Annotated in this window: 15 protein-coding genes and 1 pseudogene; 6 read left to right on the plus strand and 10 right to left on the minus strand. The window is 68.7% G+C overall.

Annotated features, from left to right (window positions below; all coding sequences use genetic code 11):
• Positions 1–24 precede the first annotated feature (24 nt).
• Positions 25–1044 carry a GlxA family transcriptional regulator gene (locus IE318_RS30865; protein ID WP_189905620.1) on the minus strand — a complete coding sequence of 340 codons (1020 nt, stop codon included), beginning with the start codon at positions 1042–1044 and terminating at the stop codon, positions 25–27.
• 442 nt (positions 1045–1486) lie between these two features.
• Here IE318_RS30865 and IE318_RS30870 point away from each other — a divergent pair, with 442 nt between their 5' ends.
• The 4 genes from IE318_RS30870 (at position 1487) to IE318_RS30880 (ending at position 4290) form a co-directional block, all read left to right on the plus strand.
• Complete coding sequence (locus tag IE318_RS30870; RefSeq protein WP_189905622.1) at positions 1487–2200, plus strand: SDR family NAD(P)-dependent oxidoreductase; 714 nt, start codon at positions 1487–1489, stop codon at positions 2198–2200.
• A 231-nt stretch (positions 2201–2431) separates the two neighbouring features.
• On the plus strand, positions 2432–2746 hold the full coding sequence (locus IE318_RS46365) for a pyridoxal-phosphate dependent enzyme (protein WP_308438604.1): 315 nt from the start codon (positions 2432–2434) through the stop codon (positions 2744–2746).
• A complete protein-coding gene (locus IE318_RS46370; RefSeq protein WP_308438605.1) occupies positions 2730–3356 on the plus strand; it encodes a pyridoxal-phosphate dependent enzyme in 627 nt (208 codons plus the stop codon). Before IE318_RS46365 ends, IE318_RS46370 begins: the two co-directional genes overlap by 17 nt.
• 373 nt (positions 3357–3729) lie before the next feature.
• The gene (locus IE318_RS30880) at positions 3730–4290 is read left to right on the plus strand and encodes an NADPH-dependent FMN reductase (protein WP_189905624.1); all 561 of its coding nucleotides are present in this window, start codon (positions 3730–3732) and stop codon (positions 4288–4290) included.
• Between the two features lie 263 nt (positions 4291–4553).
• On the opposite strand, the gene IE318_RS30885 is transcribed toward IE318_RS30880, so the two are convergent.
• The 5 genes from IE318_RS30885 to IE318_RS30905 form a co-directional block, all read right to left on the minus strand.
• Complete coding sequence (locus IE318_RS30885) at positions 4554–5186, minus strand: hypothetical protein (protein WP_229903843.1); 633 nt, start codon at positions 5184–5186, stop codon at positions 4554–4556.
• 394 nt (positions 5187–5580) lie between these two features.
• Entirely contained in the window at positions 5581–6579 is a 999-nt protein-coding gene (locus IE318_RS45370; RefSeq protein ID WP_229903844.1) for a hypothetical protein, read from the minus strand.
• A 171-nt stretch (positions 6580–6750) separates the two neighbouring features.
• A complete protein-coding gene (locus IE318_RS30895; protein ID WP_030177158.1) occupies positions 6751–6972 on the minus strand; it encodes a helix-turn-helix domain-containing protein in 222 nt (73 codons plus the stop codon).
• Complete coding sequence (locus IE318_RS30900; RefSeq protein ID WP_189905628.1) at positions 6972–7457, minus strand: DUF2975 domain-containing protein; 486 nt, start codon at positions 7455–7457, stop codon at positions 6972–6974. Before IE318_RS30900 ends, IE318_RS30895 begins: the two co-directional genes overlap by 1 nt.
• A gap of 154 nt (positions 7458–7611) precedes the next feature.
• A complete protein-coding gene (locus IE318_RS30905; RefSeq protein WP_030177154.1) occupies positions 7612–8064 on the minus strand; it encodes a MarR family winged helix-turn-helix transcriptional regulator in 453 nt (150 codons plus the stop codon).
• Positions 8065–8264: 200 nt separating this feature from the next.
• Here IE318_RS30905 and IE318_RS30910 point away from each other — a divergent pair, with 200 nt between their 5' ends.
• Together IE318_RS30910 and IE318_RS30915 are read left to right on the plus strand one after the other, a co-directional pair.
• Positions 8265–9296, plus strand: coding sequence for a hypothetical protein (locus tag IE318_RS30910; protein ID WP_189905630.1), 1032 nt, complete (start codon positions 8265–8267; stop codon positions 9294–9296).
• A gap of 52 nt (positions 9297–9348) precedes the next feature.
• Positions 9349–10254, plus strand: a complete 906-nt coding sequence (locus IE318_RS30915) for an NmrA family NAD(P)-binding protein (RefSeq protein WP_189905632.1) — start codon at positions 9349–9351, stop codon at positions 10252–10254.
• A 30-nt stretch (positions 10255–10284) separates the two neighbouring features.
• Here IE318_RS30915 and IE318_RS46375 read toward each other — a convergent pair.
• The 4 genes and pseudogenes from IE318_RS46375 to IE318_RS30935 all read right to left on the minus strand — a co-directional run bounded on the left by IE318_RS46375 (position 10285) and on the right by IE318_RS30935 (position 13712).
• Positions 10285–11240, minus strand: a pseudogene (locus tag IE318_RS46375) (helix-turn-helix domain-containing protein).
• Positions 11241–11315: 75 nt separating this feature from the next.
• Positions 11316–12047: a dienelactone hydrolase family protein gene (locus IE318_RS30925; protein ID WP_189905634.1), complete on the minus strand. Its 732-nt coding sequence runs from the start codon at positions 12045–12047 to the stop codon at positions 11316–11318.
• Between the two features lie 493 nt (positions 12048–12540).
• Positions 12541–12924, minus strand: coding sequence for a hypothetical protein (locus IE318_RS46640; RefSeq protein WP_189905636.1), 384 nt, complete (start codon positions 12922–12924; stop codon positions 12541–12543).
• A gap of 314 nt (positions 12925–13238) precedes the next feature.
• A complete protein-coding gene (locus IE318_RS30935) occupies positions 13239–13712 on the minus strand; it encodes a VOC family protein (RefSeq protein WP_189905638.1) in 474 nt (157 codons plus the stop codon).
• Between the last annotated feature and the right edge of the window lie 262 nt (positions 13713–13974).

Genomic DNA, 13974 nt, shown 5'->3' on the forward strand with positions numbered 1-13974 from the left:
GTGCTCGGCGGTCCATACCGTCGATCAGCGCGACACTGCCTCGGACACCGAATCCGTCCCGCCCACGCCGGTCGTACGGAAACCGGCCCGGAACGCACCCGGCGTGACACCCAAGTGCCGCACAAATGCTCTGCGCAGCGACTCGGGTGAGCCGAACCCTGTACGCCGCGCCACCACGGGCATGGAGTCGTCACCCGTCTCCAGCAGCACCTGGGCAGCCTCCAGCCGGACCTGCTCCACGTACCGGGCCGGAGTTGTGCCCACCTCTTCGTAGAAGAGCCGGGTCACGTGACGGACGCTGACGCCTGCTCTGCGTGCCATGGCCGACAGTGTGTGGTTGCCCCCGGGGTTCTCGGCGACCTCGTCCAGCACCCGGCGAAGCGCCGCCTGGCGGGTGTGCGGGACCTGGGAGCGGACGCTGAACTGCGACTGGCCGCCCGGTCGTTGCATGAAGACGACCATGTCCTTGGCGACCGCTCGGGCAACCTCCGCACCGTAGTGATCTTCGACGAGCGCCAGGGACAGGTCGATGCCCGCACTGACGCCTGCCGAGGTCATCATGCGCCCGTCCCGCACGAAGATCGCGTCCGGTTCGACCCGCACGGAGGGGAAACGCAGGGCCAGTTGCTGTGCGTGCCTCCAGTGTGTTGTGGCACGACGCCCATCCAGTAGTCCGGCCGCGGACAGGAGAAACGCTCCCGTGCACACCGATGCCGTGCAGCGGGCCTTCTCGTGCAGCCGCCGGACGCTGTCCAAGAACGCGTCGTCCTTGACCAGCGTTTCCCATTGCGGACCGCCCGGGATCAGCAGAACATCGCACGGTTCACGTACATCATCGACGGAGAGGTCAGCACTGATGCGGGTCCCAGCGGAGGTGATCACCTCCGCTCCGTCCTCGGACACGGTCCGTACGCGATAGCGCCCGCCGAACTCGTTCGCCGAGGCGAACACCTCGATGGGGCCGGTCACATCGAGCAGCCGTACCCCTGGGAAGACGAACACCGTCACGGTGAGTGTGCCCGTTCCAGGACCGTAGCGGTTCATCACGTGCCTCCGGGTCGCCCGCGTCGCGGACACAGCTTGTTGATCCGGGCCTCGACCCCGTCCGGAGGCCCTGGCCCATGGGCCGACGAGTCCGCGAGAGTTCCGGAGCAGGTGGGAAGGCGATCACAACTGACGCCGGAGCCCGTTCCCCGGACCTTCCGACGCCCATGATGCGCCTGTCGCCGGCACCGGACCACGACCGGAAAACTCCCACCTGGGAGGCAGAACCTCCCAGTCCCTCATCGGCGGCGGCGGAAAGTCGCAGGTCTTCCATGACCTGTTGTCTCCCACTTGGTAGGCAAAATCTCCCACCGCAGGTGCGAGCCCTGCCGCCGGCGCGTGGCTCCGGGAAGCGTTCTGGCATTTTGACGACCGGTCGACTAGTTTCGGCTCCACCGACTCACCATGTCGGTTGTCGTCACTCTCGGTAAAGAAGGTCATCATGAGTATTTCCGGTCAGAAGGTCGCCGTCGTCACCGGTGCGTCGCAGGGCATCGGCGCCGGGCTGGTGGACGCCTACCGCAAGCTCGGCTACTCCGTGGTCGCGACGTCGCGCAGCATCGCCGCCTCACAGGACGCCGACGTCCTCACCGTGCGGGGCGACATAGCCGACCCGGCCACCGCGGAGCGTGTCATCGCCGCGGGACTCGAGCGCTTCGGTCGCATCGACACCCTGGTCAACAACGCGGGCATCTTCGTCGCCAAGCCGTTCACCGAGTACACACAGGAGGACTACGACGCCGTCACCGGCATCAACCTGACCGGGTTCTTCCGCATCACCCAGCTCGCCGTCGAGCAGATGGCCCGTCAGGGAGGCGGGCACGTCGTGCAGATCACCACCAGTCTGGTCGACCACGCCCACTCCGCCGTCCCCTCGGTCCTGGCCTCCCTGACCAAGGGCGGTCTGCAGTCCGCCACCAAGGCGCTGGCCATCGAGTACGCCACCCGCGGCATTCGCAGCAACGCCGTCTCGCTGGGCGTCATCAAGACGCCCATGCACCCGCAGGAGTACCACGAGACCCTTGCGGCGCTGCACCCGGTCGGCCGGATGGGCGAGGTGGGCGACATCGTCGACGCGGTCGTCTACCTCGAGAATGCCCCCTTCGTCACGGGTGAGATCCTGCACGTCGACGGCGGCCAGAGCGCCGGCCACTGAGGCGTCGGCGACCCCGGGCGTCTGCCGGACGCCCGGGGCCGTGGCCGCTCGGGGTGGACGGCGTGCCGTGGGAAGCCGGCTTCTGCACGGTCATCGTCGAAGCCCGTCCTGAACGGGGCAGGCGCTGCTGCCCGCCCCCAATGCCCCCCGCCGGGGGCATCTTCTTCACGACCTGGAGGTTCCATGAGCGGCAAGATCGCTCTGTCGACATGGCCGACACCACTCGAGCCGATGCCCAGGCTGGCGCGGGCACTGGGGCTGGGGGAGGGTGATCTGTGGGTCAAACGGGACGACCTCACGGGCCTGGGAGGCGGGGGCAACAAGGTCCGCAAGCTGGAGTGGACCGTGGGAGGAGCCCTCGCGGAAGGCGCGGACACACTGGTCACCACCGGTGCCGCCCAGAGCAACCACGCCCGTCTTACCGCGGCAGCCGGAGCGCGCCTCGGCTTGGACGTCGTACTCGTCTTTCCCGGAGAGCGCCACGGGCGGATCCGGCAACCTGGTTCTGGACGGCCTGTTCGGAGCGAGGATCTTCTGGGCCGGTGACGGCGAACCCGGCACGCTGGCCCAGGCCGCCGAGGACGTGTGCGAGCAGTTGCGCCGGGAGGGAGCGCGCCCGTATCTGATCCCGTTCGGCGGCTCGAGTTCCCTCGGGGCCCGGGGCTACGTCGACGGCGGCAACGAACTGCTCGTGCAACTCCCTGAGGCGCGGCACGTCGTGGTGGCAGTGGGCTCCGGCGGCACCATGGCGGGACTGATCGGCGCGCTGGGGGAGGAGCGTGTGCTGGGCGTGCACTGCGGGGCGGTGTCCGAGCCCGCCTCTGCTGTGGCCGGCTTCGCGGGTGGTCTCACCGGACGCAGCGTCACCCCGGGAGCGCTCCGCATCCGGACGGATCAGGTGGGCGCAGGATACGGAGTCCTGAACGAGCCTGTCCTCGAGGCCATGCGGACTGCCGCGACCCTGGAGGGCATTGTCCTGGATCCCGTCTACAGCGGACGCGCCATGGCCGGTCTGATCCAGGCGGTACGGGACGGTGACGTCCGACGGGGCGAGCGCACCGTGTTCCTCCACTCCGGCGGACTTCCGGGGCTGTTCGGGCACGCGCAGACCGTGCACCGATGTGTCACCGCCCTGCACGGATTCAAGGCCGTGTGAGTCTCCGTCCCGGCGCGGGGATGGCCCGCCGGGGCACTGCCGACGGCAGTGTGCCGCCCGACATCCCCGGCCGCCGGCGACGCCTCGGCACTTGTGCGGTCGAATCCGTCCTACGGGAAGAGGGCACGACGGGCTGGACGTTCCCGCGACGGCAGTTGCACCGCCACGCCCGGGCGCGGAGTTGGACAGCGTTGTCCTGAAGGCGCCAGCAGCCGGGGCCGGAAAGCCTGCCGCTTGGAGCCTCTCGTCGGCTGCATCACAAGCGATCTGCTTGACGAGTCAACTAAATTTCCATTTACTTGCCTCTGCAAGTAATTTTTTCGGCGGGCAGAGCTGACGTTCGGGCCGCCGCAGACCAGAAAGGGCGTGCCCCATGACCAAGATCGGTATCATCGTCGGCAGCACCAGGCCCGGCCGCAACGCCGAAGCCGTCGCGCGCTGGGTGTACGAGGTCGCAGCCCAGCGCACGGACGCGGAATTCGAGATCGTCGATCTGCTGGACTACAAGCTGCCTGTGCTGGACGAGGCCTACCCGGCGACCATGGGCAACTACAGCCAGCCGCATACCCGGGCCTGGGCGGAGAAGATCGCCTCACTCGACGGCTTCGTCATCGTCACCGGCGAGTACAACCGTTCCGTGCCAGGGGCACTGAAGAACGCCATCGACTTCATCTACGCCGAGTGGAACAACAAGGCTGTGGGCTTCGTCGGCTACGGCTCGGTCGGCGGCGCCCGTGCCGTGGAGCACTTGCGCGGCATCGCGGGCGAGATGCAGATGGCGGACGTCCGCTCCCAGGTGGCCCTCTCCCTGTTCACCGACTTCGAGAACTTCACCACCTTCAAGCCGGCCGACGTCCAGCGTGACACGCTCGTCACCACGCTGGACCAGGTCGTGGCGTGGGCCAAGGCCCTCGCCCCGCTGCGCGCCGCCTGAAAGCCGGCGCCGCTCATGACGTCCCCGGCCCGGTCGCCCGAGTGCGGCCGACGGTAGGGGTCGGTGTCCCTCGGGGCCGGTCCGCGCCTGCGCGCACCGGCCTCGAGGGCCATGTCGCGATGGTGGCGGAGTGCGGCAGCGGGCCGCCGCCGCTCCGCCGATCGACTCTTGTGCACTCGGGTGACGCTCTCACCGGCGTTCAGCCTCTAAGCGCACCTGCCTGTCGGATGTGGCACGGTGTGCGGGAAGCTCCGCCCATGTCGTCAGCGGCGCGGCCTCAGCCTGTCCAGGGACGTGCCCGCCGCCCAGCGCCGCAATCGGCGGCCGTCGACGAGGTGGACGTCCCTGTGCCGGGAGGCCCAGAGCACCTCAGAGCGGCTGAAGCCGCCGAGGCGGACGATGACCCGGCCGGGCCGGTCGACGCCGGGCCGGTCCGTCTCCCCTACGGTCGCGGGCCAGGGCGGCTCTTCGTCGTCGGTCGCGGCGTCGTCGATCGCGACGGGTCTGAAGGTGACGTCGAGTTCGCGGCCGTGGCGGTCCCTGGCATACAGGCGCAGACGCCCCTTCCGCAGGCTCAGATCCGCCACCTGCCAGCCGTCGCGCTCAAGTATGCGCGCGGTGGCTTCGGCCAGCCCGCGGTCATCGAGCCGCGCGAGCTCCTCGGCGGTGTAATGCCCACCGCGTCGGCGGACGAACGCCCGGCGCACGCGCAGGGTCACCACGGTGGCCATGGCCAGCAGGTTGAGGCCGATCACCAGGCCGGTGACCCCGAACGTGCGGCTGAGCCGGTTCAGCAGCAGGACGGTGCCGAGCAGGAGCAGGCCGACGCCGACGAAGGAGGGGAGGACGTCGCGGAGTCCGGGACCGTACCGGCCTTGCGCTCGCAGTTCGGACACGGTCCGCCGACGCCGGGACCGGCGCGATTCCGGCACGGATGGGCGCTGCCTCCGCATCGGCGCCCGCGGTCGCCGCGACCCCGTCATCCGGGCCACCTCCGTCCCCTCCCAGCGGCAATGTGGGGCCTCGTAGGGGCGGCCGGCGGCACGGCTGTGGCACTGGGCTGGGTCATCCGTCGAGCGTGATCGGGCCAGGCCGGACCGCAGTTGGCGGACGGCCGGCGCCACGGCCTCGCGCGCTGTGGCGAACCGGTCGAGGTGTCCGCACCGATGAAGCCCCTGCCCATGCCGCAAGTGCCGTCGCTGTTCGCGGTCTGGCACGGTCCTACGACGGTCAGGTACGGGCGAGTGGTGGCCGAGAAGCGCAGGGCCGGTGCCGTCCGGCGGATCCCACTCATTGAGCGGTTGCCGCAGGTCGTCCTCGGTGGGGCTGTTCCAAGGGCTCATCGCCCCAGACCGACATCGGGGATGGATCGCCATCACCCCCGTGATCCAGATGAAACCGCCTGGTCCAGGGGATGTGCGGCGTGAGCATTTCGTGGATGCAGCGGCGCAGTCCGCTGTTGGAGTCGACCGGTGGGAGCCATGGCACCCGCTGAAGCAGGTCGCTGAGTTGATCGGTACTTGGGTCGGTCAGGAGGGTGCGGAGCTCGTCAGGGACGGGGTCGGCGACCAGGCACAGCCAGGCGAGGCCGGCGCCGATGCGGATCTCGGGTGGGCGGCCGGCATCTGACCACAGGTTCCGGGCCCACGCGTACGCGTGTTCATCCCGGTGCTCGCGGGCGAGTTGAGCGATCGCGAGGATCAGGCTCACCTGGACCACCGGATCGTCTTCCACCGCCAGCCTGCGGTGCAGGGCTGAGGACACGCGTGGAATCTCGCTGGTCACCGCCGCGAGGACGAAGGCGGTCGCGGAACGGACATCGGGGTCGGGGTCGGGGAGAAGAGGGAGCAGGAGGTGCAGGTCGCCTGTGACGGCATCGCGAGCGGCCTGAATCGTCCAGTCCACCGGGCATTCCGTGGCGCCCTCCATCATCGATGGATCCTCGGATACCGCGAGCAGGCCTTCACGTGATCCGTCCCCAAGGTGCTGACATCGTCCGATCTCGGCGACCAGATGCAGGGTTTCCGCGCGGAGCCCGGGGGATCCGATAGCCGTGATCCGGAGCAGGAAGGGCACCGCCAGTGCTCCCACCGCGGTCGTACTGCCCTGATGGTGAAGGTAGTTCCACAGCTGTCGCAGAGCCGCGTCGGCGGCTTCAGCGTCGTCGTAGGTGAGCGTTGCAAGGAGTCCGGGAATCTCCTCGCCAGGGCCATAGAAATGCGGAAACCGCTGCCAAGGGATCTCGTCGTACTTGAACCCGTCCTTGACCTCTCGCGCGATCGCGCTCATGACCGTACGTATGTCGCTGTCGGTGCCTGCCCAGGGCTCCGGCCACCTGGACCAACGGTCATCGTCCATAGCAGGAGTCTAACGACCGGTGATCAACTGTGCGATCCGCTTCTGCCGTACTCCGGCGGCACCCGTCCACGCCGGGAGTTGTCACGCATGCTCTGGGGCACGTCATCCGCTCGCGGCGTCCTCGGCCTCCCAGCGCAGCAGGTCGCCCGGCTGGCACTTGAGTACCTCGCAGAGCGCGGCGAGCGTTGTGAAGCGCACCGCCTTGGCGCGGCCGTTCTTGAGTACCGCCAGGTTGGCGGGCGTGATCCCTACGCGCTCCGCGAGCTCGCCCACGGACATCTTGCGCCGGGCCAGCATCACGTCGATGTCGACGACGATGGGCATCAGATCACCTCGTCCAACTCGGCCTGCATCTGCGCCGCTTCGACGTCGCGTGCGACGGCCTGGGCGAGCAGCATCCGCAGCACGAGCACGATGAGCGCGACCCCCAGGATGGCCACGCCGACCCCGGCCATGATGACGGTGACGCCCGGATCGTCCCGCTGGCCCGGCGCGTTGATGGCTGTGACCGCGAACCACAAGAGGGCGGCCGCCACGATCGCGCCGATCACGCCGTCCACGTATCGGAAGGCGGCGTGGGAGAACACGGTTCCGCGTCGGACCATCGTCACCAGCCGCCATACGCAGACCACGGTGACCTGGGCCGATGCCATGCCCAGGATGGTGATCACGCGCAGCGGGGTCAGCGGGAGCGACCCCTCCTCCTGGTGGGTGGCAAACGCCCACACCATCGATGCCTGTACGAACACGGTGCCGGCCAGCACCACCACGAGCACGGCGCGCAGCGCACGCACTGCCAGCTTTCCCATGAACCCATCCTTCCATCGACTTGCGATGGAAACCTATCGAATTTCGATAGGCGAGGCAACATTGCGCGGCTGAAGGCCACGGTGGGCCGCCGTTGCGGTGGGTGACGCCGGGGGGCGGGGCCGAAGGCTGGATGATCAGGAAAGGCTGAGCCGTCTACTCCGCCCAGGGGGTGAAGCCGGTGTCGAGGACGGCTGCGAGGGATTCACGCAGACGGGCGGCGTCCTCGGCGCCGAAGTTCTCCTCGAACCGAGCCTGTACGTCCCTCCACAGCGGCAGCGCCTCCTTCAAGCGGGCGAGGCCGTCCGGTGTGATCGCGGCGATCCGTGCACGGCGATCGGTCGGCGACGGTTCGACGGTCACCAGTCCCTCCCGCGCCAGCGGCTTGAGGTTCGAGGCCATTGTCGTGCGGTCCATGGCGATCGTGTCGGCGAGGCTGGTGATCGTCATGTCTCCGTGCGCGCTGAGCTGCTGCAGGATGCTGAACTGCGTCGCGCGAAGCCCGACCGAGGCCAGGGTCTTGTCGTAGGTTGCGCCGAGGTACCTGGCCGCTTTGCGCAATGCCAGGTTGTTGCACTGATCGGCGGGGTTCGGCGGCGTGGTGGTCATGGGCTCCTCCGTGGGTGGGCTCCATAATAGGAGTATCTGCTCGTAAGGTCCATGGGGTCCGGCCGTCGCCGACCGGGAGGCGATGTCCTGTTCTTGCCGCCCTGGAATTAGGAGCATACGCTCGTAATGCGGCGCAGGTGTGCGCGTGCTCCCGGCACGGTCCCCGCGCGATTCACTTTCCACCCTCAGAAAGTCTTCTCATGGACACCTCCGTCGGATCCGCCCCCACACATGCAGCGGCCGAGTCCGTCCAAAAACCCCACCTCGCCGTCCACCGCCGGACACCGGTGAAAGCCTGGCTGCAACCGACTCTCATCGCCCTGATCGTCGTGGCGGCCTTCATCACCTGCTACGTCGGCCTGCAGCGCAACCCCCAGCCCCACCACATCCCCATCGCCGTCACCGCTCCCGATCTGCCCGGCGAGATACGCCAGGCCCTCGGCGGCAGTGTCGAGGTTCACGCCGCCGCCGACGTCGACGCCGCGCATCGGGCGTTGGAGCACCGCGACGTCGTGGCCGCGCTCAGCAGTGACGGGCCCGGCCGGCTGAGCCTCGAGCTCGCGGGAGCCAACGGCACATCCACCACATCGGCGGTGAAGACCCTCGTCCGCGCATATGCGCACGGTGCGGGCATGCACGTGGCCACGAAGGACGTCATCCCCCTGGCCCGGTTCGACGCCCGAGGACTGGCCGGCTTCTACATGGCCTTCGGCGTGACCCTGGCCGGTTTCGTGCTCGGCTCGAACGCCCTCGGTCTCAGCGGCCTCCTGCGCCTGCGCCATCGGTTCGTGCTGCTGAGCGGCGCCTCCCTGGCCATCGGCGCGGTCGCCGCGGTGATCGGCGGTCCCGTTCTGGGAGCGGTTCCGGCTCCGGTCGCCCCGCTGATCCTCGCTCTGACCCTGCTGGCGGCCGCGGCCGCCTTCACCACCAAGCTGCTCGGCACCCACTTCGGCCCCGTCGGAATTCCGGTCGCCACCCTCCTGCTGCTCACCGTCGGCAACGCCACCAGCGGTGCCACCATCGGCGCCGACCTGCTGCCGTCCGCGGCCCGAGCCGTCTCGGCACTGCTGCCCCCTGGTGCCGCTGTCCGTGTCATCACCGACTTGAGCTACTTCGACGGCGCGCACGCGGCGCGCCCCGTCGGCACCCTGGCACTGTGGGCCGTCGGTGCCGCACTGCTGCTCGGCCTGCGCGGCCGATCACTGCGGCGGCGCACGACACCCGCCGCCTGACGCGTATCCCAGAACCGCACCCGCTGCCGCTTACCAAGAAGGAGACCGATCGATGGCCGCCAGTCACCCCGTCCTCGTCACCGCCCCGGGCGGCGTGGGCCGCAATGTCCTTGAGAAGCTGCGCTCGCAGAACGTGCCGGTGCGCGTCATGGTCCGTCGCGACGACGACCGTGCGGCACAACTGCGGGCACTCGGTGCGGAGGTCGTCCTCGGTGACCTCACGCGACCCGAAACCGTCGCGGCCGCCCTGCAGGGCAGCCGGAGCATGTACTTCGCCATGCCCGTGTCGCCCGACCACCTCCTCGCGGCGACCGTCGTGGCGAGCGTGGCCCGGGAGTACGGGAAGCTGGACGCCCTCATCGACATGTCGCAGATGACGGTTTCGCAGATGACCGCCACCAGCGTCGGGGAGTCGCACCAGCAGCGGCTGCACTGGCTGGCGGAACAGGTGCTGAACTGGTCCGGCCTGCCGGTCGTCCACATCCGGCCGACGTCATTCCTGGACAATCCGTTGTTCACCACGCTTCCGGCGCAGACGATCCGCAGGAACAACACGATCGTGCTGCCGTTCGGAGCCGGGCGCACCTCGCCGATCGCCGTGGACGACGTCGCCAGAGTGGTCGCGACCGTGCTGCGCGACCCCGCTCCCCACATCGGGCACGTCTACGAGTTGACCGGGCCACGAACGGTCGACATGACGGAGCTGGCCGGCGCCTTCTCCAAGGCACTGGGGCGGCCGATCTCGTACGTGGACGTGCCGCTCGACCAGTGGCGCGAAGATGTGCTGTCCACGATCGGGCTGCCCCCGCACATCGAGCAGCACATCGTCACCATGTGCCGCCTCCACCAGCAGAACCGCTACGACCGGATCTCCGGCGATGTCGAGCGCCTGACCGGTGCCCCCGCCCAGACGATCGAAGAGTTCGTGACGGCACGCAGGGACCTCTACCTGGGCTGACAGGGTCCTCCCCGGTTGTCTAGTGCTGCGTCAGGCAACGTTCGCCCTGTCGACGACCTCCTGTAGGCGTTGGTCGTCGGCGTGGCGGTTTCGCCAGATGATGTAGCGGCGGATCATGCTGCCCTGCTCCTTGTGGGTGATGTGGTCGGTGCCGTCGAGGGTGAAGTAGCGCAGGGCGGTGAACTGGGCTTCGATGCGGTTGAGCCAGGAGCTGTTCGTCGGCGTGTAGGCGATCTCGACGTTGTTCGTGGTGGCCCAGTCGCCGACGCGCTGGCACTTCCTCGTGGTCAGGTGCGGGGAGAAGTTGTCACAGACGATCGCGATGCGGACCTGGGCCGGGTAGAGAGTACGCACGTAGCGGCAGAACTCCAGGAACTGGGTGCGCTTCTTGATCGGCTTGATGTGGCCGTAGAGCTTGTCCCGGGCCAGGTCCAGGGCTGCGAAGAGGTGGCGCACACCGCCGTAGCGGTTGTAGGTGGCCCGCCGCCTGCGGCGCGGTTCCCGGTCGGGGTCCTTGTGCTTGCCCCCGCCGTTGAAAGGAGACGCCTTCCTCGCGGAGCAGGATGCGCAGGCCCTCGTGGCTGATGTCGTCGACCACCCCCTCGGCAACCAGGAAGTCCGCCAGCTTGGTCAGGCTCCAGGTGGAGAACGGCAGGTCGTGCTCGGTCGGCTTCGACTTCGCGATCTTCTTGATCTCGCGCCGCTCGGGCAGCGTGAAGGTCTTCGGCCGGCCGCCCTTGTACTTCGGGTACAGCGAGTCGAAGCCGTCCGTGTTGAATGTTGAAGTTGTGGATCACATCCCTCACCCGGTCTGCGCTGGTGAACGACACCTCGGCGATCTTCGCCACCGGCATGCCCTGCGCGGACAGTAGGACCATCTGGGCCCGCCGTCATGTCACCACTGACCCGGTGCCTCTGCGGATGATCCGCAGCAGGCGTTGTCCCTCGTCATCGTCGATGTGTCGAACCTGAACTCTGTCGGCCACGCCGACCAGTTTCAGTGAACGCGCCGATCGGGATCCGCTTCCCGATCGGCGCGTCGCGGACTGCAGGCGGCGGTATCAGCCGAGGTGCCGGGCGAAGAACCTCAGCGTGCTCTCCAGCTCGAATGCTGGGATCTCCCCGTGCTTGCCGGGGTTGGCGTGCAACGTTTTCTCGGCCGAGGCCAAGGCGTCGAACAGCGTCAAGCTCTGAACCCGCGGCACCCGCTCATCGTCCCACTGCACCAAGAACTCCACTGGGACGGTGATCCGCGCCGCGGCCTCGGCCGACGCCAGCACCCCGCCCAAGCCCAGTACCGCCGCGCGGACCCGCGGTTCGGCAGCGACGAACGGAACACCGAGTCCGCATCCCAGCGAAACCCCCCAGTAACCCACCGGGCCGGCGCCTACGTGCTGGAGTTGCTGAACCGCGTCCAGGACCGCCCGCCATTCCGGCACGGTCTGGCGGGCCACGAGCGCCTGGAACTCGGCGATCAGCGGGGCCAACTCTTCACCGGCTTCCACGCGAGCCTGGTTCTCAGTCGCGATCCGGTCATACTCCGCAACCTTCGGCCGGTCGCCATGGGCGGGAACGTCGACCGCCACGACCGCGAAACCGCATTCGGTCACGAAGCGGCGTGCACGAGCCAGGACGTCAGGGGCCTTCTTGTGCTGACCGCCACCGTGTCCCATCAAGACGAGCGGACGAGTGGCGACGGCACCTTCTGGCGTCCACAACACGCCAGGAATGTCGCCGAGGGTGAAGAGCTGTTCGCGGACGCCGTCGGACGACGTCTCAGATATGAAGCGCATAGCGGTTCATGCCTTTCGGGATGCCTCTGCGGGCGCTCCCTAGGCCATGCGAGGGAGGGAGGCCCGACCTGTCAAAGCGTTGATCGGTCTCACCTCCTCAGTTCGCAGCAGTGCACGGCGGCAGGAACGTATCACGAAGGACTCCACCCTGGCCCGGGCAGGGATGCCGACAGGGCGAACGTTGTCTGATGCGGCACTAGCCGCTCGCGGGACGACCTTTGGGTGAGATCGCCGACGGCGTGGAGCCGGCCGCCTGCGACATCGTTGACCCGGCAGGTGTCGTCCACGGCCGGCCGGCTGCCGGGAGTGAGACCAACGGTCTCCAGACGTCACCGGGGCTCCGAACCGGATGTCGACGCCTGCTTCGCATCTCCTCGACGACCAGCTCGCCGGGGAACGGCTCCGCTCCGGCTTCTCGAGCAGTCCGTTCCCGCGGACCAGGTGGTCACTTGGGAGCCGCGGGCCCGCCAGGCGGTGGCGGTGTGCCGCGCGGTCAATTGGACGGTGTCGCCCGCCGGTGCCCGCACCGCCACCCGTCGGGGTCGTCAAGCGGCCCGTGGCCGCGTAGGAGATCGACCGGGATTGAATGCAGCCGGTCGGCCTGGTCCTCGCCCTTCCAGTACGAGGCCGTCCTGTCGCGGTGCGCGAGGACCGCGTCGATGTCCAGCTGCCAGGCCACCGCGTGGCGCAGCCCGGGCACACGGCGTGCGTCGGCCAGTGCCGGCACCGGCCGCAGCAGTGCCGTGCTCGGGTCGTACGCCTGGAACGAGCAGTGGCCGCCGAACAGTTCGCGTTCGCCGATCGCGGCGTCGAGCCCGGCGGCGCGTGCGCGTTCGGCGACGTTCTCGCCGACCGGTCCGGCTCCGATGACGGTCACGTCGTAGGTGCGGGATCCTCGTTCCCCGCTGCTTCGTTCATGACTGCCCCGGTAACTCAGTGGGGTCGCTGAGGGCACCTTCAGGGCCTGCCGGGCCGTGCGCGCGTCTCGGCCGTGTCTGCCCTGCGACGGGCTTTCCGCGGCAGCGGTCCACACCTGCCGGGCGGACAGGCGGTAGCCAACGTCGCATCTCGGTCGGCGAGTTGGGTCCGTGTGGTTGTGCAACGGGAGCGGACGGCTCCCGCGGGCAGCCAGGGGGCTGATCGTCATGCCGGCGGGCGATGGCGATCAGCCCCCTGGGCGACTGGCGAGGGTCAGCGGCCGGGGGCCCGCTGCGTGACCTCCTGGAGCACCCAGCCGTTGCCGTCCGGGTCGCTGAACGTGGCGTAGGAGCCGTAGGAGGCGCGCTCGGGATGCGGTCCGTCCACCCGATGCTGGCCTTCGACGTGATGGGTGACCTCTCCTGCGTGGTGGCCGTGGTGGAAGAGGCCTCCGGTGTCGTGGAAGACCTCGCTCACCTCGATGCCACGGCCGGTGAGTTCCGCGCGGGCCTCCTCGATGTCGGCGACGACGAGGTACAGGCCCTGGACCGAGCCAGGCGCGGCGGAGGTGAGCCCCGTGCCGAAGATGATCGAGGCCTCGGAGCCGGGCGGGGTGAGGTGTACCGCGCGCCAGTCGTCACTGACGGCCTTGTCGAGGTCCAGACGGAATCCCAGTGCCTCGTAGAAGGCCTTGGCCCGATCGATGTCGGAGACGGGCAGGACGATGAGTTCGAGCTTCAGATGCATGTGGAGGTGGTTCTTTCTGGGTATCGGTGAATCTCGCACCCTGTGCGCCACCGTTCATGGGAGGGGCGCAGTCGGCGGAGCGGGTCCACCCTCGGTCGCGACGGTCCGCGCGCTGCACGCAGCAGGTGCCGCCAGGGATGAAGCGGGGCACGCGGACAGAGGTGCCTGGTGCGCTGAGCGGCTGCCTGGCAACGTTTAGGAGTATATGCTCGTAATTGGCGTGCGGTAAAGCGCTCATCTCGGCCGTGGCCGGAAGTGCTTC

The organism is Streptomyces spiralis (assembly GCF_014654675.1).
GTDB classification, from domain to species: domain Bacteria; phylum Actinomycetota; class Actinomycetes; order Streptomycetales; family Streptomycetaceae; genus Streptomyces; species Streptomyces spiralis.

Bases quoted from the DNA above. Each gene is read 5' to 3' on its own strand.
- IE318_RS30865 (WP_189905620.1), bottom strand. From the start codon at position 1,044: ATGAACCGCTACGGTCCTGGAACGGGCACACTCACCGTGACGGTGTTC.
- IE318_RS30870 (WP_189905622.1), top strand. From the start codon at position 1,487: ATGAGTATTTCCGGTCAGAAGGTCGCCGTCGTCACCGGTGCGTCGCAG.
- IE318_RS46365 (WP_308438604.1), top strand. From the start codon at position 2,432: ATGCCCAGGCTGGCGCGGGCACTGGGGCTGGGGGAGGGTGATCTGTGG.
- IE318_RS30880 (WP_189905624.1), top strand. From the start codon at position 3,730: ATGACCAAGATCGGTATCATCGTCGGCAGCACCAGGCCCGGCCGCAAC.
- IE318_RS45370 (WP_229903844.1), bottom strand. From the start codon at position 6,579: ATGAGCGCGATCGCGCGAGAGGTCAAGGACGGGTTCAAGTACGACGAG.
- IE318_RS30895 (WP_030177158.1), bottom strand. From the start codon at position 6,972: ATGCCCATCGTCGTCGACATCGACGTGATGCTGGCCCGGCGCAAGATG.
- IE318_RS30900 (WP_189905628.1), bottom strand. From the start codon at position 7,457: ATGGGAAAGCTGGCAGTGCGTGCGCTGCGCGCCGTGCTCGTGGTGGTG.
- IE318_RS30905 (WP_030177154.1), bottom strand. From the start codon at position 8,064: ATGACCACCACGCCGCCGAACCCCGCCGATCAGTGCAACAACCTGGCA.
- IE318_RS30910 (WP_189905630.1), top strand. From the start codon at position 8,265: ATGGACACCTCCGTCGGATCCGCCCCCACACATGCAGCGGCCGAGTCC.
- IE318_RS30915 (WP_189905632.1), top strand. From the start codon at position 9,349: ATGGCCGCCAGTCACCCCGTCCTCGTCACCGCCCCGGGCGGCGTGGGC.
- IE318_RS30925 (WP_189905634.1), bottom strand. From the start codon at position 12,047: ATGCGCTTCATATCTGAGACGTCGTCCGACGGCGTCCGCGAACAGCTC.
- IE318_RS30935 (WP_189905638.1), bottom strand. From the start codon at position 13,712: ATGCATCTGAAGCTCGAACTCATCGTCCTGCCCGTCTCCGACATCGAT.